At 65.0% G+C, this 22,676-nt stretch carries 26 protein-coding genes; 17 read left to right on the top strand and 9 right to left on the bottom strand.

Annotated features, from left to right (window positions below):
- The 7 genes from HCZ97_RS14225 to HCZ97_RS14255 form a co-directional block, all read left to right on the top strand.
- A partial coding sequence (locus HCZ97_RS14225) for an amidohydrolase family protein (RefSeq protein WP_167689382.1) occupies positions 1 to 689 on the top strand: 689 nt, incomplete at its 5' end.
- Positions 690 to 751: 62 nt separating this feature from the next.
- Positions 752 to 1,522, top strand: a complete 771-nt coding sequence (locus HCZ97_RS14230) for an ABC transporter ATP-binding protein (protein WP_167689383.1) — start codon at positions 752 to 754, stop codon at positions 1,520 to 1,522.
- A complete protein-coding gene (locus HCZ97_RS14235; protein WP_167689384.1) occupies positions 1,519 to 2,277 on the top strand; it encodes an ABC transporter permease in 759 nt (252 codons plus the stop codon). The genes HCZ97_RS14230 and HCZ97_RS14235 overlap by 4 nt, the downstream gene beginning before the upstream one ends.
- Positions 2,274 to 3,032, top strand: coding sequence for an ABC transporter permease (locus tag HCZ97_RS14240; protein ID WP_167689385.1), 759 nt, complete (start codon positions 2,274 to 2,276; stop codon positions 3,030 to 3,032). The genes HCZ97_RS14235 and HCZ97_RS14240 overlap by 4 nt, the downstream gene beginning before the upstream one ends.
- Before the next feature lie 4 nt (positions 3,033 to 3,036).
- The gene (locus HCZ97_RS14245; protein ID WP_167689386.1) at positions 3,037 to 3,330 is read left to right on the top strand and encodes a cupin domain-containing protein; all 294 of its coding nucleotides are present in this window, start codon (positions 3,037 to 3,039) and stop codon (positions 3,328 to 3,330) included.
- A complete protein-coding gene (locus HCZ97_RS14250; protein WP_167689387.1) occupies positions 3,327 to 3,905 on the top strand; it encodes an AAA family ATPase in 579 nt (192 codons plus the stop codon). The genes HCZ97_RS14245 and HCZ97_RS14250 overlap by 4 nt, the downstream gene beginning before the upstream one ends.
- Positions 3,906 to 3,920: 15 nt before the next feature.
- The gene (locus tag HCZ97_RS14255) at positions 3,921 to 4,475 is read left to right on the top strand and encodes a nucleoside 2-deoxyribosyltransferase (protein ID WP_167689388.1); all 555 of its coding nucleotides are present in this window, start codon (positions 3,921 to 3,923) and stop codon (positions 4,473 to 4,475) included.
- Between the two features lie 128 nt (positions 4,476 to 4,603).
- Here the strand turns inward: HCZ97_RS14255 and HCZ97_RS14260 are convergent, their stop codons facing one another.
- From HCZ97_RS14260 to HCZ97_RS14270, 3 genes are read right to left on the bottom strand one after another with little or no spacing between them, the layout of a single operon-like run.
- Complete coding sequence (locus HCZ97_RS14260; protein WP_167689389.1) at positions 4,604 to 5,620, bottom strand: TRAP transporter substrate-binding protein; 1,017 nt, start codon at positions 5,618 to 5,620, stop codon at positions 4,604 to 4,606.
- A gap of 22 nt (positions 5,621 to 5,642) precedes the next feature.
- The gene (locus tag HCZ97_RS14265; RefSeq protein ID WP_167689390.1) at positions 5,643 to 6,935 is read right to left on the bottom strand and encodes a TRAP transporter large permease; all 1,293 of its coding nucleotides are present in this window, start codon (positions 6,933 to 6,935) and stop codon (positions 5,643 to 5,645) included.
- Positions 6,932 to 7,414 (bottom strand): TRAP transporter small permease, encoded by a 483-nt coding sequence (locus tag HCZ97_RS14270; protein WP_167689391.1) that lies wholly within the window; start codon positions 7,412 to 7,414, stop codon positions 6,932 to 6,934. The genes HCZ97_RS14265 and HCZ97_RS14270 overlap by 4 nt, the downstream gene beginning before the upstream one ends.
- Before the next feature lie 521 nt (positions 7,415 to 7,935).
- Here HCZ97_RS14270 and HCZ97_RS14275 point away from each other — a divergent pair.
- Genes HCZ97_RS14275 through HCZ97_RS14305 form a run of 7 tightly spaced genes read left to right on the top strand, consistent with a single transcriptional unit; the run spans position 7,936 to position 13,779 of the window.
- Positions 7,936 to 8,685: an SDR family NAD(P)-dependent oxidoreductase gene (locus tag HCZ97_RS14275; protein WP_167689392.1), complete on the top strand. Its 750-nt coding sequence runs from the start codon at positions 7,936 to 7,938 to the stop codon at positions 8,683 to 8,685.
- 45 nt (positions 8,686 to 8,730) lie between these two features.
- The gene (locus HCZ97_RS14280) at positions 8,731 to 9,105 is read left to right on the top strand and encodes a hypothetical protein (protein WP_167689393.1); all 375 of its coding nucleotides are present in this window, start codon (positions 8,731 to 8,733) and stop codon (positions 9,103 to 9,105) included.
- A gap of 8 nt (positions 9,106 to 9,113) precedes the next feature.
- Positions 9,114 to 9,911 carry an ABC transporter ATP-binding protein gene (locus HCZ97_RS14285; protein ID WP_167689394.1) on the top strand — a complete coding sequence of 266 codons (798 nt, stop codon included), beginning with the start codon at positions 9,114 to 9,116 and terminating at the stop codon, positions 9,909 to 9,911.
- Positions 9,908 to 10,639, top strand: a complete 732-nt coding sequence (locus tag HCZ97_RS14290; RefSeq protein ID WP_167689395.1) for an ABC transporter ATP-binding protein — start codon at positions 9,908 to 9,910, stop codon at positions 10,637 to 10,639. Before HCZ97_RS14285 ends, HCZ97_RS14290 begins: the two co-directional genes overlap by 4 nt.
- Positions 10,636 to 11,541 carry a branched-chain amino acid ABC transporter permease gene (locus tag HCZ97_RS14295; protein WP_167689396.1) on the top strand — a complete coding sequence of 302 codons (906 nt, stop codon included), beginning with the start codon at positions 10,636 to 10,638 and terminating at the stop codon, positions 11,539 to 11,541. The genes HCZ97_RS14290 and HCZ97_RS14295 overlap by 4 nt, the downstream gene beginning before the upstream one ends.
- Positions 11,538 to 12,479: a branched-chain amino acid ABC transporter permease gene (locus tag HCZ97_RS14300; RefSeq protein WP_167689397.1), complete on the top strand. Its 942-nt coding sequence runs from the start codon at positions 11,538 to 11,540 to the stop codon at positions 12,477 to 12,479. Before HCZ97_RS14295 ends, HCZ97_RS14300 begins: the two co-directional genes overlap by 4 nt.
- Positions 12,480 to 12,504: 25 nt before the next feature.
- Positions 12,505 to 13,779 (top strand): ABC transporter substrate-binding protein, encoded by a 1,275-nt coding sequence (locus HCZ97_RS14305; RefSeq protein ID WP_167689398.1) that lies wholly within the window; start codon positions 12,505 to 12,507, stop codon positions 13,777 to 13,779.
- Positions 13,780 to 13,806: 27 nt separating this feature from the next.
- On the opposite strand, the gene HCZ97_RS14310 is transcribed toward HCZ97_RS14305, so the two are convergent.
- Positions 13,807 to 14,598, bottom strand: coding sequence for a FadR/GntR family transcriptional regulator (locus HCZ97_RS14310; protein WP_167689399.1), 792 nt, complete (start codon positions 14,596 to 14,598; stop codon positions 13,807 to 13,809).
- 241 nt (positions 14,599 to 14,839) lie between these two features.
- Here HCZ97_RS14310 and HCZ97_RS14315 point away from each other — a divergent pair, with 241 nt between their 5' ends.
- Complete coding sequence (locus tag HCZ97_RS14315; RefSeq protein WP_167689400.1) at positions 14,840 to 16,237, top strand: FAD-binding oxidoreductase; 1,398 nt, start codon at positions 14,840 to 14,842, stop codon at positions 16,235 to 16,237.
- 57 nt (positions 16,238 to 16,294) lie between these two features.
- Here the strand turns inward: HCZ97_RS14315 and HCZ97_RS14320 are convergent, their stop codons facing one another.
- From HCZ97_RS14320 to HCZ97_RS14330, 3 genes are read right to left on the bottom strand one after another with little or no spacing between them, the layout of a single operon-like run.
- A complete protein-coding gene (locus HCZ97_RS14320; RefSeq protein ID WP_167689401.1) occupies positions 16,295 to 17,020 on the bottom strand; it encodes an HpcH/HpaI aldolase/citrate lyase family protein in 726 nt (241 codons plus the stop codon).
- A gap of 51 nt (positions 17,021 to 17,071) precedes the next feature.
- The gene (locus HCZ97_RS14325) at positions 17,072 to 17,815 is read right to left on the bottom strand and encodes an SDR family NAD(P)-dependent oxidoreductase (protein ID WP_167689402.1); all 744 of its coding nucleotides are present in this window, start codon (positions 17,813 to 17,815) and stop codon (positions 17,072 to 17,074) included.
- 1 nt (position 17,816) lies between these two features.
- Positions 17,817 to 18,191 (bottom strand): hypothetical protein, encoded by a 375-nt coding sequence (locus tag HCZ97_RS14330; RefSeq protein ID WP_167689403.1) that lies wholly within the window; start codon positions 18,189 to 18,191, stop codon positions 17,817 to 17,819.
- 148 nt (positions 18,192 to 18,339) lie between these two features.
- Here HCZ97_RS14330 and HCZ97_RS14335 point away from each other — a divergent pair, with 148 nt between their 5' ends.
- Positions 18,340 to 19,134 (top strand): FadR/GntR family transcriptional regulator, encoded by a 795-nt coding sequence (locus HCZ97_RS14335; protein WP_167689404.1) that lies wholly within the window; start codon positions 18,340 to 18,342, stop codon positions 19,132 to 19,134.
- Between the two features lie 9 nt (positions 19,135 to 19,143).
- Here HCZ97_RS14335 and HCZ97_RS14340 read toward each other — a convergent pair whose 3' ends face one another.
- Positions 19,144 to 19,938, bottom strand: coding sequence for an aldolase (locus HCZ97_RS14340; protein ID WP_167689405.1), 795 nt, complete (start codon positions 19,936 to 19,938; stop codon positions 19,144 to 19,146).
- Positions 19,939 to 20,149: 211 nt separating this feature from the next.
- The gene (locus tag HCZ97_RS14345) at positions 20,150 to 20,824 is read right to left on the bottom strand and encodes a DnaA N-terminal domain-containing protein (protein WP_167689406.1); all 675 of its coding nucleotides are present in this window, start codon (positions 20,822 to 20,824) and stop codon (positions 20,150 to 20,152) included.
- 553 nt (positions 20,825 to 21,377) lie between these two features.
- Here HCZ97_RS14345 and HCZ97_RS14350 point away from each other — a divergent pair.
- The gene (locus HCZ97_RS14350) at positions 21,378 to 22,673 is read left to right on the top strand and encodes an AAA family ATPase (protein ID WP_167689407.1); all 1,296 of its coding nucleotides are present in this window, start codon (positions 21,378 to 21,380) and stop codon (positions 22,671 to 22,673) included.
- Positions 22,674 to 22,676 lie beyond the last annotated feature (3 nt).

A 22,676-nucleotide genomic window follows, 5' to 3' on the forward strand; every position in this document is an offset into this window, starting at 1 on the left:
ACCTTTGCGAGGGCAGCTACGAGATCGACTACACCACCGAGAAGTTCGGCAAGCGCCCGACCGAGTGGCTGGAGGAGATGGGCGTGCTGTCCCACCGGCTGCACTGCGCCCATTCCGTCATGCTGTCCCATAACGAGATGGATCTATACGAGAAATACCGCCTGTCCTCCTGCCATTGTTCCTTCGGCAATTACTCCATCGGCGCGCATCGCCTGACGGAGATGTGGCATCGCGGCATGGACGTGGGCCTGGGCACCGATGGGCCGGGCGGCGGCGGCACGATCGATATCTTCCAGGTGGCCCATGCCGCCCATGCGGGCCAGCAGGCGGTGAATGCGGCTGCCTTCCACTGGCGCGAGCCGATCTCCTTCGAGGAGCTGTTGCGCGTGGCGACGGTGGGCGGGGCGCGGGCGCTTGGCATCTTCGACGCGGTGGGCAGCCTGGAGGTGGGCAAGAAGGCCGATATCATCCTGGCGGACGCCGACAGCATGGATGCCGCGCCGCATTACGATCCGCTGTTCACCGCCGCCAACGTGCTGGTGGGGCGCGATGTGTCCACCGTGATCGTCGATGGCGCGCTGGTGATGAAGAACCGCGAGATGACCTGCGTGGATGTCGCGGAGATCAAGGCGAAGCTGAAAGAGCGGCTGCCGATCATCACCGAACGTTTCCACCGGCTGACCGCCTGACCTTTCCCGAACCGGAGACCCTTCATGCGCCCGTTTCCACGCTCTGCCCGAAAGGCCCGCACATGAGCCCTGAAACCGCCATCAACGTCGATCACGTCGGCATGGTCTTCACCCTGGACGACGGGACCGAGCTGACCGCCGTCCGGGACGTGGACATCAAGATCGGCAAGGGCGAGTTTGTCGCCCTGCTGGGCCCGTCCGGCTGCGGCAAATCCACCATCCTGCGCCTGGTCGCGGCGCTGGAAGAGGCCAGCTTTGGCCGCGTCACCATCGAGGGGCAGGACCCTGCGGAACTGTCGCGCGCGCATCGGCTGGGCGTGGCCTTCCAGGATCATGCGCTGCTGCCCTGGCTGACGGTGAAGGACAACGTGGCCCTGCCCTACAAGGTCGCCGGCAAGAAGGTGGATACCACGCGCGTGAAAGAGCTGCTTGAGCTGGTCGGCCTGGGCAAGTTCGCCGGCGCGCGGCCCAGCCAGCTGTCTGGGGGCATGCGCCAGCGGGTGTCGATTGCGCGGGCACTGGTGCTGCGGCCCGATGTGCTCCTGCTGGATGAACCCTTCGGCGCGCTGGATGCCGTCACCCGCCGCCACATGAACGTGGAGCTACAACGCATCTGGGCCGAGGACGAGGTGACGACGCTGCTGGTCACGCACTCGGTCGAAGAGGCGCTGTTCCTGGCAGACCGCGTGCTGGTGATGACGGGCCGGCCCGGCACCGTGGCGATGGAGATGAAGATCCCCTTCGCGCGGCCCCGCGATCCCTCGATCCAGCGCACGCCGGAGTTCCACGCGATGGCGGACAAGCTGACCCTGGCGCTGGAGCCGGAAGCATGAGGCTGTCCCGCCCCCAGATCCAGGACCTGGCCCTTGGCGTGCTGGGCATCCTGCTGTTCCTGCTCGGTTGGGAGCTAATCGGCTTTTACAAGCTGGCCGGGCTGACCTGGCCGCGCTTTTCCACGGTGATGGAATACCTCTTCGATCCCTCCCGGCGCGGGCTGTTCGGGCGGGCCATGGGGGCCAGTTTCTCAATGATCCTGGGGGGCTATCTGCTGGGGTTCCTGATCGGGCTGGGGGCCGCGATGCTCTCCTACACGCTGAAGCCCATGCAGCCCGGGATCGACCGGCTGGCCTCTACCATCAATGCCATTCCGCCCATTGCCCTGGCCCCGCTGTTCATCGTGCTCTTGTCGCGCGAGGTCACGGGGATGGCGATTGCCACGATCAACGTCTTTTTCGTGATCTATGTCGCCGCGACCTCCGGCCTTGAGAAAAGCCGCCAGAACCACCGCGACCTGTTCAAGGTGCTGGGGGCGTCGAAATCCACCCGGATGCTGCGGCTGGACCTGCCGGCGGCTCTGCCCTCCATCGTGTCGGGGATGAAATACGCCACCCCCGCCGCCTTCATCGGCGCGATCCTGGGCGAATGGTTCGGCGCCTCGCGCGGGCTGGGGCTGTTGATGGTCTCTGCCATGCAGAACTTCCAGATCCCGCTTCTGTGGAGCGCGGTCTTCATCGCCTCTGCCGCCTCCCTCATCGCCTTCGGGCTGATGTCGCTTCTGGAGCGCTTCGTCCACGGGAGGTTCTCATGACCGGTTTTGCGACCCGCGCGCGCGGGTTCCTGGCGAAATACTGGGGGGTCATCGGTGTGCTGCTGCTGTGGCAGGGCTGGGTCTGGGCAAAGGACCTGAACGCCATCGTCATGCCGCAGCCGCTGGACGTGGTGCGGGACCTTGTCACCAACCCCGGCATCTACCTGAGCAACGCGGCGCTGACCCTGACGCTGGCCGCCCTGGGGCTGGTGATGGGCATGGCGCTTGGCACGGCGATCGCGGTGCTGGCCTGGACCTCTCGGCTGCTGTCGGGGATCCTGATCCCGCTGGGGCTGATCTTTTCCTCTGTGCCGGTGGTGGCGCTGATCCCGATCCTGGCCCGCCTGCTGGGCTATGACGTCAAGACGGTGCTGGCCATCGTGGTCATCATCTCTTTCTTCCCGGCCTTCGTCTTTACCTCTGCCGGGCTGCGCGCCCTGCCGCCGGGATCGGAGGACCTGTTCCGGGTCTTCGGATCCTCGCCCTGGCAACGCTTCATCCGGCTGGTGCTGCCCTCTGCCGTGCCAAGCTGGATGATCGCCCTGCGCCTGTCCGCGCCGCCCGCCGTGCTGTCGGCCATGGTGGCCGAGTTCCTGATGGGCACCTCTGGCCTGGGCTACATGTTCCGCCAGTCCGCCGCCGATTTCCAGACGGACCGCGCCTTTGGCACCTCTGTCGTGGCCACCGCCATCTCTGTCCTGTGTTTCACCCTGGCGACGCTTGCCGAAAAGCGCGTCAATGCCCGCTGGAGCTAACCAAATGACCGACACATTCATTCCTTCCCAGGTCACCGTCTACGAGGACAATGACCGGGTGAAGGTGACCCGCTACACCTTCCCGCCCATGGGCGAGACGGGGTGGCACACCCATGCGTTTCCCTATGTCGTCACGCCGACGATCTCGGGGACGCTCACCATGATCGACGCCGAGGGCAATCGTAATCCCTACGATATCACCGCCGGTGTGGCCTACTTCCGCGAATGCGGGGTCAGCCACAATGTCGTCAACCTCTCTGACGAAACCGTTGAGTTCGTAGAAATGGAAATCAAATGAAGATCACCCTGCCCGCCGATCCCTGGCAAAAGGTGCGCACCCATCACGACGTGCCCGCCGATGAAGTCATCTCTGGTCTGCAGAAATGCCTGCGCCGGGGCCTCAGCGAAACCGCCCTGCTGCTGGCCTACGAGATGTTCCTGACCTCCGTCCAGATGGAGGAAATGCTCTGGTCCCGCCTGCAGGTCATCGCGGTGGAGGACGTGGGCCTGGGTCATCCCATGCTGCCTGTCCTGGTGGAGACCTGCTACCAGCAGCACCTGCGCATTCCCCGCCCGCTGCATGACCGCTTCCTGTTCGCCGCCCATGCGGTGCGCCTGATCGCGGATGCGCCCAAGGACCGGACCAGCGACGACATGGCGAACTTTGCCAAGCTGGAGCTGAGCGTGCGCGACAAGGCCCCCGAGGTGCCAGACTTCGCCATCGACATGCACACCAAGCGCGGCTGGGAAATGGGGCGCGGCTATGAGCACTTCATGACCGAAGCCAGCCAGGTCGCCAACGAGGTCACCGAGCGCGACACCTCCTTCCGCGACAAGCTGATGAATGCTATCGCCGGCGGCGAGTTGAGCTGAGCTGAAGGACGCGCCATGAAAGTCTACCTTGCCGGACCAGAGGTCTTCCTGCCGGATTTCCCCGCCCTTTCCGATCGCCGCATTGCGCTGACCCGCGCGGCGGGGCTGGTGCCCACCGGCCCCGGAACAGGCCAGGATCTGCTGGAAGGAGAGGTCACGGGCCTGTCCATCTATCGCAACAACCTGGCGATGATGCGGAGCGCGGACCTGTGCATCGTCAACCTCACCCCCTTCCGGGGGCCGGCGGCCGATCCCGGCACGGTTTGGGAAATGGGCTACATGACCGCCCTTGGAAAGCCGGTCTTTGCCTTCACCTTCGATCCGCGCGACTACCGCACCCGGATCGAGGCCTGGGCCGGTGAAACCGCCACCGAGGCCGACGACGGGCTGATGCGCCTGTCGACCGGCGTGATGGTGGAGAACCACGGCATGTCCGACAACCTGATGATGGAGGGATCGCTTGAGGATGCGGGCACGCCCTTCATCCGGGCCGAGCCGGGCGAATCCGAGGAAAGCGTGCTGAAGCGGGTGCTGGCCCTGGCCGCGGAAACCGTCGGCCAGATGGCCTGAGGGAATGGGGGCCGGTCGCGGCCCCCTTCCCTTTTCCATCCGCCGCAAGTCACTGCGATAAAAACGAAAAATGCGGGGCGCCGAACGCCCCGCATTGAAAGCCCGTCTTACGAGTCAGGCGTCCAGGATCACTCGCCTTCCAGCTCGCCGATGCGCGCGCGCATGACTTCCAGCGCGGCAGAGGCATCAACCCCCTTGGCGCTGGCGCGTTCGATCCAGTCCTGTTCGATGAAGCTCAGGCGCTCTTTCATCTCTGCCAGGGCCTCGCCGGAAATCTCGTGCTTCTCGACGCCGGCCTCTGCCAGCTCCTCGGCAGCGGCCATGTCATGGGCATCCCAGACACCCGCTGCGCGCTTGACCAGAGCCAGGCCGCTGACGCTTTCGACGGCGGCCTGGTCTTCGGGCGACAGGCTGTCGAAGGTGCGCTGGTTCATCACCATGTACTGGCTGGAATGCGCGAAGCCGCCGGGCACGTCGCTTTCCGCCTTGAGGAACTTATCCATGTTGAAGGCGACCACGCTTTCCTTCTGCTGGAACAGGCCGTCAATGACGCCGCGCGACAGCATCTCGTAGGATTCGGAGACGCTGGCGCTGACCGGCACCATCGCCAGCTCCTCTGCGATCTGCTGGACGACCTTGCCGGGGATGCGGATCTTCATGCCCTTGGCGGCCTCCGGGCTGTCCAGGAAGGTATCGTCAGAGAAGAACTGCGAAGGACCGCTCGTCCAGAGGCCAAGCAGCTTCACCCCGTCATGCTCGCTCGCGCCGGCGAAGAACTCGTTGTAGGTTTCCCAGTAGGCGATGGAGTTCACGGTGGCATCATCCGCCATGAAGGGCAGCTCTGCCATCTCCGTCAGGGCAAAACGCTGCGGGGTATAGGAATGGACGCCGAAGGCCACGTCCGCGATGCCGGTCTCCACCAGGTCGAAGTGCCCCGCCGGCGCATCCAGCGCCGAGAGGAACTCGACCGTCACGCGTCCGTCCGTGGCGGCGGCGATATCGGCGGCCCAGGGTTCCAGGATCTCCGTGGTGACGTAATGGGTCGGCGGCAGCCAGTTGGAAAACCGCATGACGGTGTCGGCCTGCGCCGTGGCCGCGGACAGCCCCAGGACGCCAGCGGCGGCGGTCATCAGAATATATTTCATGTTCTCTCCTGTTGGTCTTTTTTTACATGAGGTAGGGAAGCCAGGTCGAAATCTGGGGGAAGGCGATCAGGATGATCAGCCGGATCACGTCTGCCAGCACGAAGGCGGCAACCCCGGCAAAGATGCGCTGCAGCGGGACGCTGGGCAGCAGCGAGTTGATCAGGATCACGTTCATGCCGATCGGGGGCGTGATCATGCTGACCTCGACCATGCAGACGACCAGCACGCCGAACCAGATCGGGTCGATCCCCAGGGAGGTGACAACCGGGTAGAAGACCGGCACCGTCAGCAACACCATGGAGGTGCTTTCCAGCACGCAGCCCAGCACCATGTAGATCGCCAGGATGCAGGCCAGGACCCAGAGGGGCGAGAGCTCGAACTGGGTGATCAGGCTGGAGAGCTCGCGCGGCAGGCCGCTGACATTGATGAAGTTGCCAAAGACCAGCGCCCCGACGATCACGGTGAACAGGACCGTGGTGGTAAAGGCGGTTTCCAGCAGGGAGGCCCGCAGGACATGCCAGGGCAGCCGCCCCTTGAGGAAGGCGATCAGGATCGCGCCGCCCGCGCCGATGCCCGCGGCCTCGGTCGCGGTGAAGGCGCCCAGGTAGATGCCGCCGATCACCAGCAGGAACAGCGCCGCCACGGCAGAAACCGGTCGCAGGGAGGACAGGCGCTGCGCCCAGTTGCTTTTCTCACCGGCCGGCCCGCTGGAGGGCTTCAGCCGCACGCTGACCGCCACGGCGCCAACGTAAAGCAGCAGCCCGATGAGTCCCGGCAGGATACCGGCGACGAACAGCATGCCGATATCGTTGCCGGTCAGGATGCCGTAGAAGACGAAGACCACAGAGGGCGGGATCAGCACGCCCAGCGTTCCCCCCGCCGCGATCGCGCCTGCGGCCAGCGAATCCGAATAACCGTGGCGCTTCATCTCCGGATAGGCGATCTGGCTCATGGAGGCCGCGGTGGCCAGGCTGGAGCCCGTCACGGCGGCGAACCCGCCGCTGGCGCCTACGGTGGCCACGGCCAGGCCGCCGCGCCAGTGCCCGACAAAGGCGTTTGCACAACGGTAAAGGTCTCCGCCGATGCCGGTGCGCCCGATCACGTCCCCCATCAGGATGAAGAGCGGCAGGACAGACATGGAATAGAGCGTCGTATTGGTCCAGGCGGTCCGCGCCAGCAATTGCAGCGCCGGGTCCAGGCCGCCGATGATCCAGGCAAAGCCGGTGGTGCCGATCAGCAGCATGCCGATCCCGACGGGCAGACCAAGGAAGAGCAGGATGAAGAGGATGGCGAAGCCGATCAGGGCGATGGTCATGCGAGGTCCTTGGTCTTGGGGGGCGTCGTCGGCTGGGCGCGGTTGCGGAACGGCACCACAAGCGCGCAGATCGCGGCGCAGGCCACCAGAACGGCATCGATGAAGGCGAAGGGCGCAAAGGGGATATTGGCAAAGATCGTGCCATCCCCGTGCGAGGCAAAGCGCAGCCCAAGCTCTGCCAACTTCCAGGCGAGGACCGCCAGCACCAGGGCAGAGATCACGCCGACCACGCAGTCTTGCACGAAGCGCGCCCGCGCCCCCAGAAGCGGCCTCAGGAAGTCGATCTTCACATGGGCATTGCGCGCCGTGACCATCGGCAGGCCGATGAAGATCAGCACCGTCATGTGCAGCTGCGTCAGCTCGTAGGCGCCGGAAAGCGGAGAGTTGAACAGGTAGCGGCCGATCACGTCGACGACGGTGATGGCGACCATGGACAGAAGGGCAAGCTGCACCAGCCAGCCCTGGATGCGGGTCAGCATCCCCGGACGGTCAGGCCCTGGTCTTGCCGACGGGCTTGGGCGGTCTTCGGACATCTCTTCCCCCTATACGATCGCACGGGCCCGGCCATCCCGGGCAAGTACCGACACAGCCGCAGGGACCCGCTTTGTGCAAGGTCCGCTGCCTGAACATCCTTGCACCGTAGAAAGGAAGCCTTCGCGCTGTCAATCAATTTCGGACTATTTTTATACTGAAATGCCGCTAAGCTCTGTGTCATTGATCAAATGGAGGACAGTTGTTTGACCAGAAACAGACGATTCTGCGGGGCAGGTATTGCTCTGGTGGGTCCCGGCGGCGCCCTGGCCAGGCCCGGCGCTGAAGTTTGCAGGTGCCATTTTTCTCTTTGTTTTTGGCCTATTAGATCACATTTCGTCGAATTACAGACATCCAAGAAACCACTTTTTGTCTAATTTTAAACTAAAAGTCTTGACGCAAAGCCCCCGCATGCCGTCAGTATCGGACTGGTAAAAATACCATTTTTGGTGCGGAACGGAGATTTTTGATGTCTGACAGACTTTCAGGACATACGGCGCTGGTGACCGGCGCTGCGCAGGGATTGGGCGAAGCCATGGCACGGGCCCTCTGGGAGGCCGGCGCCCACGTGGTGCTCTGCGATATTTCCGAGACGCTGGAAAAGACCGCGGCAGGCATCTCTGCCGATGGCACGCGGGTGTCCTGCAAGCGCTTCGACGTGGCAGAGGAAGCCGCCTGGGAAAACGCCGTGGCCGAGGTCATGGCAGAGCAGGGCAGCCTTGAGATCCTGGTCAACAACGCCGCCATGACCCTGTCCAAGCCGCTCTGGGACATCCCGGTAGAGGAATGGGACCGCGTGATGGCGGTGAACCTGCGCGGCCTGTTCCTGGGCTGCCGCAGCGCGGGCAGGATCATGCGCGACAAGGGCTATGGCCGGATCATCAACCTGTCCTCTCTGGCCGGCCAGCGTGGCGGCGTCGTGGCGGGCGGGCATTACTCGGCCAGCAAGGGCGCGATCCTGTCGCTGAGCAAGTGCTTCGCCCAGGAGCTGGCGCCCAATGGCGTGACGGTGAACTGCATCGCGCCCGCGGCGATCGAAGGCCCGATGAGCCGCGCCATGCCCAAGGAAAAGGTCGACGGCCTGGCGGCCACCATCCCGGTCCGCCGCCTTGGCCGCGATACCGAGGTCGGCGCAGCCGCCGTCTACCTGGCCGATCCGGGCAATGGCTACGTCACCGGCAGCACGCTGGACGTGAACGGCGGCGTGCTGATGCGCTAGGCGCGCCCCCCCTCTCTCAACTTCAAGAAAACCAAAGGAAAGCAAATGGCTGTAGAATTCCAGGCCCCGGAAATCCCCACCCCTCACCGCGTCATCTTCCTGGGCGCCTCCACCGACGGCTGGTTCACCGCCAGCGGCGAGGAGCGCCGGGAAAAGGTGCTGCCACGCATGAAGAAGATGTTCGCGGACTGGGCCGACATGGGCGCCAAGACCCTGGCGACGCTGGATGACGACCTGTTCATGGTCGGCCAGCCCAGCACCCCGGATTTCACCTGGTACCTGATCTTTGAAGTGCCGGACCAGAAGACCATCGCGGCGATGATCCAATGCGTCCGCCAGGACATCGACGGTGTGCGACTGGACCGCTACATGCGGCTGGAAGCCCGCGTCGGCCGCCCCTTCTTCCTGCTGGAAAGCTGAGGCGGATCATGACCGCGACGGCATCCCCCCAAGGGTCGAGCGAGCCTATCCTGCGCGTGGAAGAGGCCTGCGTCAGCTACGGCAAGCTGCAGGTCCTCCACGCGGCCAGCTTCGAGGTGCCGCGCGGCCAGATCACCGGGCTGATCGGTCCGAACGGCGCGGGGAAATCCACGCTGTTCAACGCGATCACGGGCAATGTCCCGCTGAGCTCGGGCAAGATCACCAGGGAGGGCAGGCTGATTTCCGGCCTGTCCCCGAACCGGATCTTCGCCTCCGGCGTGGCGCGGACCTTCCAGATCCCGCGCCCCTTCGCCCGCATGAGCGTGTTCGAGAACGTCCTGGTCTCTGCCCCCGGGCAGGCCGGGGAAACCGCCTGGCGCGCTCTGCTGCAGATGCGGCGCGTGGCACGGCAGGAACGCGCGCTGCGCGACCGGGTGCGCGACGTCGTCTCCTTCTGCGGGCTCGACCCGGTGCGGGACCTGCCGGCGGGCTCGATTTCGGGCGGCCAGCAGAAGCTGCTGGAACTGGCCCGGGTACTGATCGCGGATCCCGAGCTTATCCTGCTGGATGAGCCCGCCGCCGGCGTGAACCCCCGCCTGCTGGACACGCTGGTGGACAAGATCGTGACCCTGAACGGACAGGGCAAATCCTTCCTGGTGATCGAGCACAACATGGACATGGTCATGTCCCTTTGCGACCCGATCGTCGTGCTGGCGCGCGGCTCCGTGATCCTGGCGGGATCGGCGGCAGAGGTGGCGGCAGATCCCCAGGTCATCGAAGCCTACCTGGGAGGGGAAGCGGCATGAGTGCCCTGCTTGAACTGACAGGCGTCATCGGGGGCTATTCCCCCGAGCTACCGATCCTGCACGGGATCGACATGCAGGTCGACGCCGGCGAATTCGTGACCATCATCGGCCCGAACGGCGCCGGCAAATCCACCGCGATGAAGGCGATTGCCGGGCTGGTGCGCATCACCGAGGGGCGCGTCACGCTGGACGGGCGCGACATCACCAACCATCCCACGGAAGAGATGGCAGAGGCCGGCATGGCCTTCGTGCCCCAGACCGCCAATATCTTCACCACGCTCACCATCGACGAGAACCTCAAGCTGGGCGCGCATACCCTGCCGCGCAAGCAGGCCGCGCAGCGCATCGCCCAGGCCTATGAGCGTTTCCCGGACCTGGTGAAGTTCCGCGACAGCGCCGCGCGCAGCCTGTCGGGCGGGCAACGCCAGATGCTGGCCGTGGCCCGCGCGCTGCTCTGTGCGCCGCGCCTGGTCATGCTGGACGAACCAAGCGCGGGGCTGGCCCCCAACATCGTCCAGGATGTCTTCGTCATGCTGCGCCGCCTGGCAGATGACGGCGTTGCCGTGCTGATGGTCGAACAGAACGCCAAGGGCGCCATGGCCGTTTCGGACCGCACCTACGTGCTGGCCGAGGGCGAGAACCGCATCAGCGGCACCTCGCAGGAGATGCTCAACAACCCCGAGGTAAAGGCCATCTACCTTGGGAATGCCGGAAGGAAATCCGCATGATACAGGCAATCGCCGACGGGCTGTCGACCGGTGCCATCATCGCGCTTGGCGCCATGGGTGTGACACTGGTCATGGGCATCCTGCGTTTCACCAATTTCGCCCATGCCGAATACCTGACCTGGGGGGCCTACATGGCCCTGGCCGTCCTGTCGGTCACGGGCCTGGATGCGGGCCAGACCGGCCCGTTCCGCTTTGGCCTTGGCCTGGTGCTGGCCACGGTGATCGCGGTCGTGCTGACCGTCGCCCTGGCGCTGGCGATCGATTACCTGGTCTTCCGCCGCCTGCGGGGCCGGGTGAACCACATCACGCTGGTCTTCGCCTCTTTCGGGGTGGCGCTGATCGTGCGCTATTCCATCCACCTGATCTTCGGGGGCGCGGCGCATTACTATTCCAACGACCTGCAGATCGCCTGGCTGATCGGCGATGGGCTGCGGGTGATGCCGGATCAGGCGCTGGTCTTCGCGCTGGCGCTGCTGGTCTCTGTCGTGCTGTTCCTCTTCCTCAAGTACAGCGCCCTGGGGCTGGCGATGCGCGGCGTGGCGGAAAACCCCGCCCTTGCCGCCATCAACGGCGTGCATTTCCGCAAGATCCTGTTCTGGACCTGGGCTATCGGCGGCGGCCTCGCGGCGGTGTCGGGCGTCTTTTACGGCATGACCGTGCAGATCCGCCCCGACATGGGCTTCCAGCTGCTGCTGCCGATCTTCGCCGCCGCCATCCTTGGCGGGATCGGCAATGTCGTCGGCGCCCTGTTCGGCGGTTTCATCGTCGCCCTGATCGAGGCCATCGCCCTGCTGTGGATCCCGGCCGGTTACAAGATCGCCGTGCCCTTCGTCGTGCTGCTCCTAGTGCTCTGGCTCTGCCCCAGGGGGCTGTTCAAAGGCTCTTCCGGAGGTTCCAAATGACTGGTCTTCTTGCCTATTTCGTCTTCTTCGCCACCATCGCCACGATTTACGCGATCATCGTCATGGGGCTGAACATCCAATGGGGCTTCACCGGCCTGTTCAACGCCGGGGTGGTGGGGTTCTACGCCATCGGGGCCTATGCCTGTGCCATCCTGACCGGCCCGGCGCGCGACACTCTGATCGGCGGCTTCGGGATGCCCTTCCTGGTCGGGCTTGCCGGGGCGGCGCTGGCCGCCGCGCTGGCCGGGCTGGTGGTGGCCCTGATCACCCTGCGGCTAAGCGAGGAATACCTGGCCATCGCCACCTTCGGCATCGGGCTGACCGTGCAGCTGGTGGCCCTGAACGCCGCCGGGCTGACCGGCGGGGCCAACGGACTTTATGGGCTGCCGCGCCCCTTCTGGAGCCTCTTTGACTCCGTGCAGGCCTTCAACCTGTTCTACCTTGTCTTCGTGGTCGTCATAGGGCTGCTGGTCTGGGCGCTTCTGGCCCGGCTGGTGCGCTCGCCCTGGGGGCGCCTGCTGCGCGCCATCCGCGAAGATGACGTGGCCGCGCGGTCCCTGGGCAAGAACCCGGTCTCCGTCCGGGTGCAGAGCTTCGTCATCGGCTCGGCCATCATGGGCACGGCGGGCGCGCTTTACACCGGCTACGTCGGCTTCATCAGCCCGATCGACTTCATCCCGATCCTGACCTTCCAGATCTGGGCCATGCTCATCGTCGGCGGCTCCGGCAGCCTTCTGGGCGGGGTGATCGGATCCTTCGTGATCTGGCTGATCTGGACAGGCAGCGGCACGCTGCTCAGCCGCCTGGCGCCGCCCGACCTGCAGGCCCAGTCCAGCGCGGTGCAGGTGGTGCTGATCGGTCTGATCATCGTGCTGACCATCCTCATCCGCCCCCGCGGGCTGATCGGCGAGAAAAGCGCCGTTTCGTCAAAGAAATAATAAAACTGCAACAAGGAGTTAAGAGATGAGATCCCATTTCAGGAAACTCGCCGCGGCACTGGCGCTTGCGCTGTGCTCGGCCCTGCCCGCCGCCGCGCAGGACTGCCCGATCAGGATCGGCGCGATACTGTCGCTGACCGGTTCGCTCGGCTCTGTCGGTGAGGCGATCGGCGAAGCCGGCAAGCTGGCCGTGGACGAGGTCAACGCCGCCGGCGGCGTGAACGGCTGCCAGGTGGAATACCTGCTGCGCGACGACCAGGGCCAGCCCTCCGTCGGCCTTGATGCGGCCAAGTCGCTGGTAGAGATCGACCGCGTGTCGGTCCTGCTGGGCGCCATCCAGAGCGGCATCAGCATGCCGATCCTGACATCCGTCGCGATCCCCTCCGGCATTCCGCAGGTCAGCTGCTGCTCCACCGCGCCCAGCTTCACCACCCTGGCCGCCGAAGGCGGGACAGAAGGCCTGTGGTTCCGCACCATTCCCACCGTGCGCCCCCAGGGGATCATCATGGCCGAAAAGGCCCGCGAAATGGGCTATGAGAACCCGGCGGTGATCTACGTGAACTCCGACTACGGCAGCAGCCTGGCCCATGCCTTTGAAGAGGCCGCGACGGCCCAGGGCCTGACCGTCTCCAGCATGGTGCCCTACCAGCAGGAGCAATCCTCCTACCGGGCAGAGGTTTCGACGGCGCTGCGCGGCAAGCCGGATTCCCTGTTCCTGATCGCCTTCCCCGCCGATGGCGCCAACGCGCTGCGCGAATGGCTGTCGCTGGGCGGTCCGCAAACGCTGATGCTGTCCAACGCCCTGCGCGCCGAGGAGTTCGTCTCGGCCGTCGGGCCAAAGTACCTGTCCCAGGCCATCGGCATCGACAATTCCCAGATCGAGGGCGAGTCCGTCGACATCTTCGAACAGGCCTGGAGCACGGCCTATGGCACCTCTCCGGACGGGCCGGCGCTGCACAACATGTACGATGCGGCCATGTCGGTGATGCTGGCGATGCAAGCCGGCGGCAGCGTGGATGGGCAGAGCATCGCGGAAAACCTGCGCGCCGTCACCGGAGAGGGCACGCCCGTACTGACCGGGACCGAGGGCTTCGCCCAAGCGAAAGAGCTGCTCGCCGCCGGTGAGAAGATCGCCTACCACGGCGCCACCGGGGCCTTCACCTTTGACGAATTCGGTGACGTGGCAGGGCCCTACGTCATCTACTCGGTCAAGGAAGACGGCAGTTTCGGTGAGGTCGATACCTGGGACACCGCGCGCGTGGACGCCGCCGTCCAGGCCTTTAACGACTCCCTCAAGTAGGCAACGCGCCTTTCCCGGATCGGACGCTCAGGCGTCCGGTCCCCCCAGGAAGGCCGGGCGGTCCCGCCGCAACCGGCGTCCACTTGCCCGCTCCCATTCCCCTTCGATCTGGGTCATCCGCCGGTCCAGCGTCTCCGCCAGGGCCTTGCGATCCCCCGCCTTCAGCGCCGTCAGCGTATCATCCAGGTAGCCAAGCGCCCGCGCCATGTCATCCGGCGAGCGCAGCGTCAGGATGCGCAGGGAATCCAGCCAGGTCAGCAGCATGGTCATCATCCGGATCAGCAGGCCGTTGCGAGTGGCCGCGGCCATCGCCAGGTCGAACCGCATGGAGGCCACGCTGAGCACATGGCGCATGTCCTCTGTCACCACCTCCGTCGGCGCACCGCTGATCCGCTGGCGGGCAAAGTCGATGGCCTGTTCCATCGCCTCGATATCCGCTTCGGTCAGGTTCATGGTGGCCACTTCGGCGATATGCGGCATGACCAGCCGGCGGGCATCCAGCACGTCGATCATTTCCTGTGGCGTGATCGAGAGGGATGGATAGATGAACTCCGGCGGCACCATCTCGCTGGCGATGAAGCTGCCGCCCCCTGCCCCGGCCCGGATATCCAGGAAGCCCGCCTCTGCCAGTAGGCGCAGGGCCTCGCGCACGGTCACGCGGCTGACCTCCAGCTGCTGGGCCAGGATCCGTTCAGAGGGAAGCTTGTCCCCGGTGCGGACCTGGCCGTTGCGGATGGCCAGGGCAATCTGCCGGGCGGCTTCCTCGCTTGCCTTGGGCAGGACCAGCGGCGAAAGGGTCAGGGGCGAGGTGTCGCGCATCTCTGTAGCTATCCGGATAAGTGAGGAAACCAATTTCGGGTTATTTGTATTCCATTTAAACAGGGGGCGCCATAGCGAAGCCCGCGCTATGGGGCGGAAAACTGCGGTCCGCCAGCACCGTAGAGCAGACGCAGGGGCGGAAAACCCCGGATCGGCACCATCTTCCTTGGCTATTTATCGGTTTTGTTTTATACCGAAAATAGAACTCACCCCCTCCGATCCCCTGTCCAAAGGCAAGCCCATGAGCGATTTCCTGACCCTGTTGACCGACACCCTGGCAGAGGGAGTCGTGACCGCCTCTGACGATGTGCCCGCGCGGTATCACCATGACTGGGCCGGGCTGCCCGCGGTGCGCCCCCTGGCGCTGGTCCGCCCCCGGACCACGCAAGAGGTCTCTGATACCCTGCGGCTGTGCCATGAAAACGGGGTGCCGGTGGTCCCGCAGGGCGGGCTGACGGGGATCTCCGGCGCCGCCCATCCGGAAGCGGCCGGCATCGTCCTGTCGCTGGAACGGATGAACGCGATCCGCGCCGTGAACCCCCGCGATGCCACGATGAGCGCCGAGGCCGGCGTGATCCTTGAGGCCGCGCAGGGCGCCGCCGCTGATGCGGACCTGATGCTGGCCATCGACATCGGCGCGCGCGGCTCCTGCCAGCTGGGCGGGGTGATCGCCACCAACGCGGGCGGGCATAACGTGGTGCGCTACGGCATGACCCGGGACCAGGTGCTGGGGCTTGAGGTGGTGCTGGCCGATGGCACCATCCTTGAAGACATGAACACCCTGGTGAAGAACAACGCGGGCCTTGACCTCAAGCAGCTCTTCATCGGCTCAGAGGGGCTTCTGGGCGTGATCACCGCCTGCGTCCTGCGCCTGCACCCGGCCAGCCCGGCACGCGAAACGGCCCTGGTCGGCTGCGCGAGCACCGATGACGCGATCGAGGTGCTGAACAAGGCCCGCACCGGCCTTGGCTCCATGCTGACGGCCTTCGAGGTGATGTGGGCCAGCTTCCATGACACCATGGCCAGCCGCTGCGACGTGCCCACCCCGCTCAGCGGCAAGCACGCCGTCTACATCATCGTGGAGGCCCGCGGCCCCCAGGGCGACAGCACGCGCCAGGCGCTGGAAGGCTTCCTTGAAACCGCCTTTGAAAGCGGGTTGATCGAGGACGCGGTCCTGGCGAACTCGGTCCGTGAAGAGCACGCGATCTGGGCCGTGCGCGAAACCCCTGCCGAATATGCCACCGTCCTGGGGCCGGTCATTCCCTTCGACATCGGCATTCCCACCGACCGGATGGCAGAGACCGTGGCAAAGGTCGAAGCGCGGATCCAGCAAGGCTGGCCGGATGCGCTCGCCCTGTTCTACGGCCATATCGGGGACAACAACCTGCACCTCGTGGTCCATGTCCCCGCCGCCGGCGACACCCAGCCGGAGGCAGAGGTCAAGGCCGCCGTCTATGCCATTGTCCGCGACATGGGCGGCACGATTTCCGCCGAACACGGGATCGGCGCGATCAAGCGGGACTACATGCATTATTCCCGCACGCAGACCCACCTGCGCCTGATGCAATCGGTGAAGACAGCGCTGGATCCCAAGGGGATCATGAACCCGGGCAAGGGGTTCGATCAGCTTGCCTCCTGATGCAAAAAGGCCCCCGAAACGGCATGCTTCGGGGGCCTTTTCCGTGCTGTCGCGGGGTCAGGCGAACTGGTCTCTTACCGCCCCGGACAGGATCATCGCGTCACTGCCCTGCACGACGAAATGCGCCCAGTCCAGGTCCGCATCCGCCGTGGCACGATCCGGAGAGAAGACACCGCAGGGCACGGCCAGCCGTTTGGCGACCTCGACGATGCGGGCGATCGCATCGGCAAGCGTCAGATCAGAACCCGAGGCCGCAAGGGCCACGCCAAGGTCGCCCGGACCGATCATGATGTAATCGAGCCCTTCGGTGGCCAGAATCTCTTCAAGGTTCTCCAGCGCCTCCATGGTCTCGATCTGGATGCCGATCAGCGGCGCGGGGGCCTCAAGCAGGGAAGCGATGGCATAGCCGTAGCCCGCCGCGCGGCCCGGCCCCACCCCGCGCACGCCCTGCGGCGGATAGCGAGAGGCCGCGACGCAGCGGCGTGCCTCTTCCGGGGTAGACACGCGCGGCACCATGACCCCGGCGGCCCCGGCATCCAGCACCTCTGCGATCAGGTGGGGCAGCGCATCTGGAACACGCACCAGCACATGACCGCCCCGGCATTGCGCGGCGCGCAGGACGTTCAGCAGCGCCTCGCCGCGAAACTGGGAATGTTCGCCATCCGCACAGATGAAATCCACGCCCGCAAGGCACAGGGTCTCTGTCACGGCCGGATAGGGGAACCCCTGGAAAGTGCCGCGCATCTTGGCGGCGGGGTTCAGGAAAGTATCACGAAAGGTCATGGGCCTCCGAGGGTTTAAGCTGGGAAGACCGGGCGGCGTGCCGCCCGATCCTCAGCGCATTTGAAGCCCGCCGTTGATATCCGTGGTCGTGCCGGTAAGGAAGCCTGCAGAGTCCGACGCAAGATACGTCGCCAGATCGCCCACTTCGCTGGCCTCGCCGATGCGGCCCACCGGCACCGCAGAGGCCACCATGGCAAGCTTGTCGGGCGGGGCAAGTGCCGTCGCCTCCGTCAGGATCGGCCCCGGCGCGATGCAGTTCACGGTCACGCCCTTGGGGGCGAACTCATGCGCCATGTAGCGCGTCAGCCCGATGATGCCGGCCTTTGAGCTGGCATAATGCGCGCCCTGCACCTGCGGCCCGCCGCGCTGACCGGCCAAGGAGGACAGGTTGATCACCCGGCCCCAGCCCGCCTCAAGCATGTCCGGCACGAAGACCTGCGATGTCAGCAGCACGCCGCGCAGGTTGACGCTCAGCACGTCGTCCCACTCCTCGGCCTCAAGCTCGAAGAAGGGGCGGGCGACGGTGCGCGCGGCATTGTTGACCAGGATCGACACCCGGCCAAAGGTATCCTCGGCCACCTTGGCGGCAGCCGCGATCGAGGTCTTGTCGCGCACGTCAAGCGCCACGCCAACGGCGGTGCGCGGCGCGGTGCGGGCGGCCTCTGCCGCCTTGTCGCCATCGATATCGCCGTAGCAGACGCTGTGACCGGCGGCGCTCAGCGCATCTGCGATGGCCCGGCCCAGCCCCTGGCCGGCACCGGTGACGAAGGCGACCCGGGAAGCACTCTCCGTCATGTCACTTGGTCCCGAAGAAAAGCGGGTGACCGATCCGGGTCTGGATCGTCACGTAGCGCGACAGCAGCGACTCCCCGGCCTTTTCGCGGACCTGGTTGGTGACGGCGACGGCGGCCTCGAAATCCGGGATATCGGCCAGGATGTAGGAGATATAGGGATAGTCGTGCCCGACCCCGCATTGCAGCAGATCATCGTCCAGCGTGCCCAGCACCTTGACGCCGAAACGCCCTTCCAGGTCATCAAAGGCCTCTTTCAGCGCACCGCCAACGACCTTCTTCTCTTCGCCCGAGGCGCGGAAGAAATCGTCATTGATGCCGATGCAGAACAGCGCCCGCAGGCCGTTGCCCGTAAGATCCTCGAGTTTCAAGTCGTTCACTCCAATTATACTTCATTATCGGTCTGAACTTATACCGTTAATGATTAGCGGATCAATCTGTAACTTGTAGAATTTTTACCGTACAGTCTTCCCTCCACGGGGAAATTCGGCCTTAATCGGCGCAGCAAGGGGCAACTTCAGGACGGACATGAGCAAGCGGGCCAAACTGACAACCAAGTACGTCTTCCAGCCGATCGCATCGCGGCGCAGCGCGGACTTTGTCGTGGACGCGATCGCCAAGGCGATCTTCTTCTGCCACGTGAACATCGGTGAAAAACTGCCCTCGGAGCAGACCCTGGCCCGCCAGCTGGGCACCAATCGCAGCGCCCTGCGCGAAGCCCTCAAGCGCATGGAAGAGGACGGGATCCTCGAAGTGCGCGCCGGGGCCGCGGGGGGCACCTTCGTCATCGGCCGCCCGCCAGAGAACTACATACAGATGTTCTTGCCCGCCGCTGCCGAAGTGCATGATTTCGTTGAGATCCTGATCTCCCGCCGCGCGCTGGAACCCCAGATCGTAGAGCTTGCGGCGAACCGCGCCACGGTCACCGATTTCCAAAAGCTGCGCGAGATCCTGGAACCCCTGAAGGAACTGCGCGGCAAGAAGAAGCTCACCACCTCAGAGGTTGAGCAGCTCTCGATGGCGGCCCTGCAATTCAACATCACGCTTGGCCAGGCCTCTCATATCGGATTTCTTGAAACCATCATGCAGGTGCTGGCTCAGCAGATCGAACCGATCCGCCGGATTGCCATCCTGGACAATCCGGATGCCTCGATCGAAACGCTTTTCGTCACGCTGGACGCGCTGGAGCGCAACGATGTCGCCCGCATCAAGGAGGTGCTGGAACAGCGCTTCAGCCACCTGGAAGATGCCTGGGAGAAAAGCACGGGCCGCAGGCTCTGGCGGGACACGCCGAATTTCCTGGTGAAGACGCCCGCCTCCTGATCCGGCCGCCTACATGCGGTACTGCGGCTCTTCCCGATCCAGGGTGCGCATGATGCTGGCCAGGTGCAGCCGCGCGGAAGAGGCATCCTCTTCCCGCATCTGGCGCGCGGTGGCCTCTGCGATCTCGGTCGAAACCGGCACGATCCTGCGCCCGGTGGACAGCGCCAGGCATTGCACCTCGCAGGCGCGTTCCAGGTAGTAGAGATCATCCCAGGCTTCCGCCGCAGAGCCGCCAAGCACCATAACGCCATGGTGTTTCATGAAGACGATATCGGCCTGCCCCACCGCGGCGGCAATCCGGTCGCCTTCCTTTTCGTCCAGCGCCAAGCCGTTGTAATCATTGTCCACCACCGTGCGGCCATAGAACTTCAGTGCCGTCTGCCCGGCGTAGATCAGCGGATCGCCTTCGACCATGGTCATGGCCGTGGCATAGGGCATATGGGTGTGAAAGGCCGCCCGCGCATGGGGCACGTTGCGATGCACGCGGGCGTGGATGTAAAAGGCCGTCGCCTCTGGCTGGCCACTGCCGGAGACCACGTTGCCCTCAAAATCGCAGATCAGCAGGCTGGAAGCCGTGATCTCCGAAAAGGCAAGACCGTAGGGATTGACCAGGAACAGCTCGTCATGGCCTGGGACCATGACGGAGAAATGGTTGCAGATGCCCTCTTCCATCCCGCGCCGCGCGGCAAACCGGAAGCAGGCGGCCAGTTCGACCCGGGCCTGCCAGACGTCCTGACCATCCAGCGCGGGCCGGTTCGGGCGGCTGACCTCCGGCTTTGCGGTGTCTCCGAATGCATGGGCCATCTCGATCTCCTCTCCCCAGGTGCGATGGCAGCTGGGTGCTTGCCAAAGCCCTTTGATATCAAACCTTTGCGCCGTTCGATCGGGCAGCCTGAAGTGCGCGCCCCGCTCCTCAACGGCCGTTCCCGTCAATCCCGACGGCGCTTGCACCCGAGACCGATCCGCAAAACCGCCCCAACCTGCCGCGCAGGATATCCGGGACAACCCCAGCCCCCTACCCTTCCACGCGCACTTCCGCGATGGAGGGGTCGAGCCGCCGGGCCGCCGCCGTCAGCCGCGCCTCGAAATGGGTCGCCACGTAATTGGCATGGAAGGCCGAAGGCGCGGTCAGCACCAGCCGCCCCTGCCCCACCGTGACCTCCGCCAGACCGTGGAACCACGCGCCGTAAAGCACCTTGTCCTCTTCGAACAGCCGCGCCTGGATGCGCGCCCACAGCCCCTGGCCCTCTGGCGCTTCCGCCGGGCGCAGTGGCACGACGTTGCCGGGCTGCGGCGCGCTTGCCGTGGGGCTGAGCCGTTCGACGAAATCCTCTCCGATCAGCGGCCAGGCCGGGCGCGTGTCCTCCAGCATCCGGTCCAGGTCCACGCCGTAGACGCTGAGCCGCCCGCGCGCGCCCTTCTGCTTCTGGATCAGCCAGCCCATGGCGCGAAAGGCCGCCATCTCCCGTTTCACGGTGCGCTCGTCAACGGACCAGAGTCGCGCGATTTCGCGCTGGCCCACGCAAAGCTCATCCCGTGCCCAGTTGTAGCGGGCGGTGATCAGCGCCATGATCCGCATGACCCGGCGCTGCAGGATCCGGTCGCCCGCCAGGGCAAAAGCCATCAGCGCAGACAGGATATCGTATTTGCGTGACGCGGCCTGCCGTCCCACCGGCTTGGGAAGCTGCATGTCTCTCTCCTGTCGCCGCCCGTTCCGGGCAGATGCCTCGATCCCATTGCGGGCTGAAGGGCCCCTGCCCTGCCGCGCCGGTGACGGGGGTGCGCACCTCGGATCTTTCCGAAGCTTCCGATCCCGAGTCTTTTGACCTCTGGTGATCGGAGCGTTCCCAACGCCTTTCCTCAACTTGCCTGCATTAACGTCCGGTCGTCCGATTCTGTCAAGTCGACTCCGCCGGGCGGGGATCGGCCAACCCAATTCCAATTCGTAAGAATGGGTATCAATGGTATAGGGTGACAGATCCTTGTGTCCCCTATTCAGCCCCTTTTGTCCCCCAATGCCTAGCGGTGGCAAGGCGGATGTCCCCCAATCTCTGGGGAAAACCCCCGGATCTGGAAGGGATCGGGCCTATGCCACTGCCTGGGGCCGATTCGGGCCGCCCGGCTGCGGAATCTTCCCCGCGGGAAAGGTTTTGCCATGGGTGCGCATACTCTAATTCTACTTTTGCCTTTTTGGCAAATCCGGCGTATTTCTGAAAAAGAGCAGTTTTTACGTTGAGGCTTTCATGTACGACCATACAGACCTCGCTCGGCTCCAGGCACAATCCCTGAAGATGCAGGGCTGGATCCGGCAGCAGACCTTTAGCCCGGAGAATACCAAGACCCTCCGTCGCTTCTCTTCCTGGGAGGTGTCGGAGCTGATCTTCCGCATCAACCAGTCGACCTTCCGCGGGCGGCTTGCGGCCGATCCCTCCCTGCCCGGTGGCGAGGTGGAACAGGACGGCCGGCAGCGCTGGTACTCTCTTGAAGAGATCAACGAGCTGCGGCGCCGGATGAAGATCAACCGCAAAAGCCTGATGCCCCCCCGCCCCGCCGGCAAGCGCGCCCTGCGCGCGGCGGTCGCCAACTTCAAGGGCGGCGCGGGCAAGTCGACCGTGGCGCTGCACCTGGCCCATGCCGCCGCGCTGGATGGCTACCGGGTTCTGCTGGTGGACTTCGATCCGCAGGCGACGCTGAGCCACTCCATGGGCCTGACCGACGTGGCCGAGGATTACACTGTCTGGGGCATCATGGCCCGCGACCTGATCCGAGAGACGGACCGGATGAACTCTGCCGTGACCGGGGCGGCCTCCGGTACCGCCCTGCCCCAGCGAAAGATCCCGGCCTCGATCCGGGACATGGGGCTGGACGATCTGAGGCACGCCGACTTCATCAAGCCCACCGCCTGGTCGACGATCGACATCATCCCCTCCTGTGCCAATGCGGCCTTCGTCGAATTCGCCAGCGCCCAGTACCGGCACCTGAACCCGGAGTGGACCTTCTTTGCGGCCGTCTCCCGGTACCTCGACGGGATCGCGGACGATGATTACGACCTGATCATCTTCGACTGTCCGCCCGCCATCGGCTACCAGTCGATGAACGCGGTATTTGCGGCGGACATGCTCTATATCCCCTCCGGCCCCGGCTACTGGGAATATGACAGCACCACCTCCTTCATCGGTCAGCTGGCCGAGGCCTTGGAGGATCTGTCCCACGGCTTCGGCGAAACCTTCCCCGCGGGGAAGATTTCCCTGCCCAAGGCCTTCGTCGATATTCGCTTCCTGATGACCCGTTACGAGCCCGGGAACGACCTGCACCGTGCGATGCTGGAAGCATTCCGAAAGGTGTTTGGGGATCATCTGACAGAGCACCCGATCGAGATGACGCGCGCGGTGGAGCAATCCGGACGCTTCCTCGCCTCTGTCTACGAGATCGATTACCGCAACATGACCCGGGAAACCTGGCGGCGGGCCCGCACGAGTTTCGACCGGGCCTACGAAGAGTTCCGTGCCAGCGCCATCGCGGCCTGGGACAAGATCTGAGGA

Origin of the sequence: Pseudooceanicola sp. HF7 (assembly GCF_011806405.1) — a bacterium.
GTDB lineage: Bacteria > Pseudomonadota > Alphaproteobacteria > Rhodobacterales > Rhodobacteraceae > Pseudooceanicola.

Bases quoted from the DNA above. Each gene is read 5' to 3' on its own strand.
- HCZ97_RS14230 (WP_167689383.1), top strand. From the start codon at position 752: ATGAGCCCTGAAACCGCCATCAACGTCGATCACGTCGGCATGGTCTTC.
- HCZ97_RS14235 (WP_167689384.1), top strand. From the start codon at position 1,519: ATGAGGCTGTCCCGCCCCCAGATCCAGGACCTGGCCCTTGGCGTGCTG.
- HCZ97_RS14240 (WP_167689385.1), top strand. From the start codon at position 2,274: ATGACCGGTTTTGCGACCCGCGCGCGCGGGTTCCTGGCGAAATACTGG.
- HCZ97_RS14245 (WP_167689386.1), top strand. From the start codon at position 3,037: ATGACCGACACATTCATTCCTTCCCAGGTCACCGTCTACGAGGACAAT.
- HCZ97_RS14250 (WP_167689387.1), top strand. From the start codon at position 3,327: ATGAAGATCACCCTGCCCGCCGATCCCTGGCAAAAGGTGCGCACCCAT.
- HCZ97_RS14255 (WP_167689388.1), top strand. From the start codon at position 3,921: ATGAAAGTCTACCTTGCCGGACCAGAGGTCTTCCTGCCGGATTTCCCC.
- HCZ97_RS14260 (WP_167689389.1), bottom strand. From the start codon at position 5,620: ATGAAATATATTCTGATGACCGCCGCCGCTGGCGTCCTGGGGCTGTCC.
- HCZ97_RS14265 (WP_167689390.1), bottom strand. From the start codon at position 6,935: ATGACCATCGCCCTGATCGGCTTCGCCATCCTCTTCATCCTGCTCTTC.
- HCZ97_RS14270 (WP_167689391.1), bottom strand. From the start codon at position 7,414: ATGCTGACCCGCATCCAGGGCTGGCTGGTGCAGCTTGCCCTTCTGTCC.
- HCZ97_RS14275 (WP_167689392.1), top strand. From the start codon at position 7,936: ATGTCTGACAGACTTTCAGGACATACGGCGCTGGTGACCGGCGCTGCG.
- HCZ97_RS14280 (WP_167689393.1), top strand. From the start codon at position 8,731: ATGGCTGTAGAATTCCAGGCCCCGGAAATCCCCACCCCTCACCGCGTC.
- HCZ97_RS14285 (WP_167689394.1), top strand. From the start codon at position 9,114: ATGACCGCGACGGCATCCCCCCAAGGGTCGAGCGAGCCTATCCTGCGC.
- HCZ97_RS14290 (WP_167689395.1), top strand. From the start codon at position 9,908: ATGAGTGCCCTGCTTGAACTGACAGGCGTCATCGGGGGCTATTCCCCC.
- HCZ97_RS14295 (WP_167689396.1), top strand. From the start codon at position 10,636: ATGATACAGGCAATCGCCGACGGGCTGTCGACCGGTGCCATCATCGCG.
- HCZ97_RS14300 (WP_167689397.1), top strand. From the start codon at position 11,538: ATGACTGGTCTTCTTGCCTATTTCGTCTTCTTCGCCACCATCGCCACG.
- HCZ97_RS14305 (WP_167689398.1), top strand. From the start codon at position 12,505: ATGAGATCCCATTTCAGGAAACTCGCCGCGGCACTGGCGCTTGCGCTG.
- HCZ97_RS14310 (WP_167689399.1), bottom strand. From the start codon at position 14,598: ATGCGCGACACCTCGCCCCTGACCCTTTCGCCGCTGGTCCTGCCCAAG.
- HCZ97_RS14315 (WP_167689400.1), top strand. From the start codon at position 14,840: ATGAGCGATTTCCTGACCCTGTTGACCGACACCCTGGCAGAGGGAGTC.
- HCZ97_RS14320 (WP_167689401.1), bottom strand. From the start codon at position 17,020: ATGACCTTTCGTGATACTTTCCTGAACCCCGCCGCCAAGATGCGCGGC.
- HCZ97_RS14325 (WP_167689402.1), bottom strand. From the start codon at position 17,815: ATGACGGAGAGTGCTTCCCGGGTCGCCTTCGTCACCGGTGCCGGCCAG.
- HCZ97_RS14335 (WP_167689404.1), top strand. From the start codon at position 18,340: ATGAGCAAGCGGGCCAAACTGACAACCAAGTACGTCTTCCAGCCGATC.
- HCZ97_RS14340 (WP_167689405.1), bottom strand. From the start codon at position 19,938: ATGGCCCATGCATTCGGAGACACCGCAAAGCCGGAGGTCAGCCGCCCG.
- HCZ97_RS14345 (WP_167689406.1), bottom strand. From the start codon at position 20,824: ATGCAGCTTCCCAAGCCGGTGGGACGGCAGGCCGCGTCACGCAAATAC.
- HCZ97_RS14350 (WP_167689407.1), top strand. From the start codon at position 21,378: ATGTACGACCATACAGACCTCGCTCGGCTCCAGGCACAATCCCTGAAG.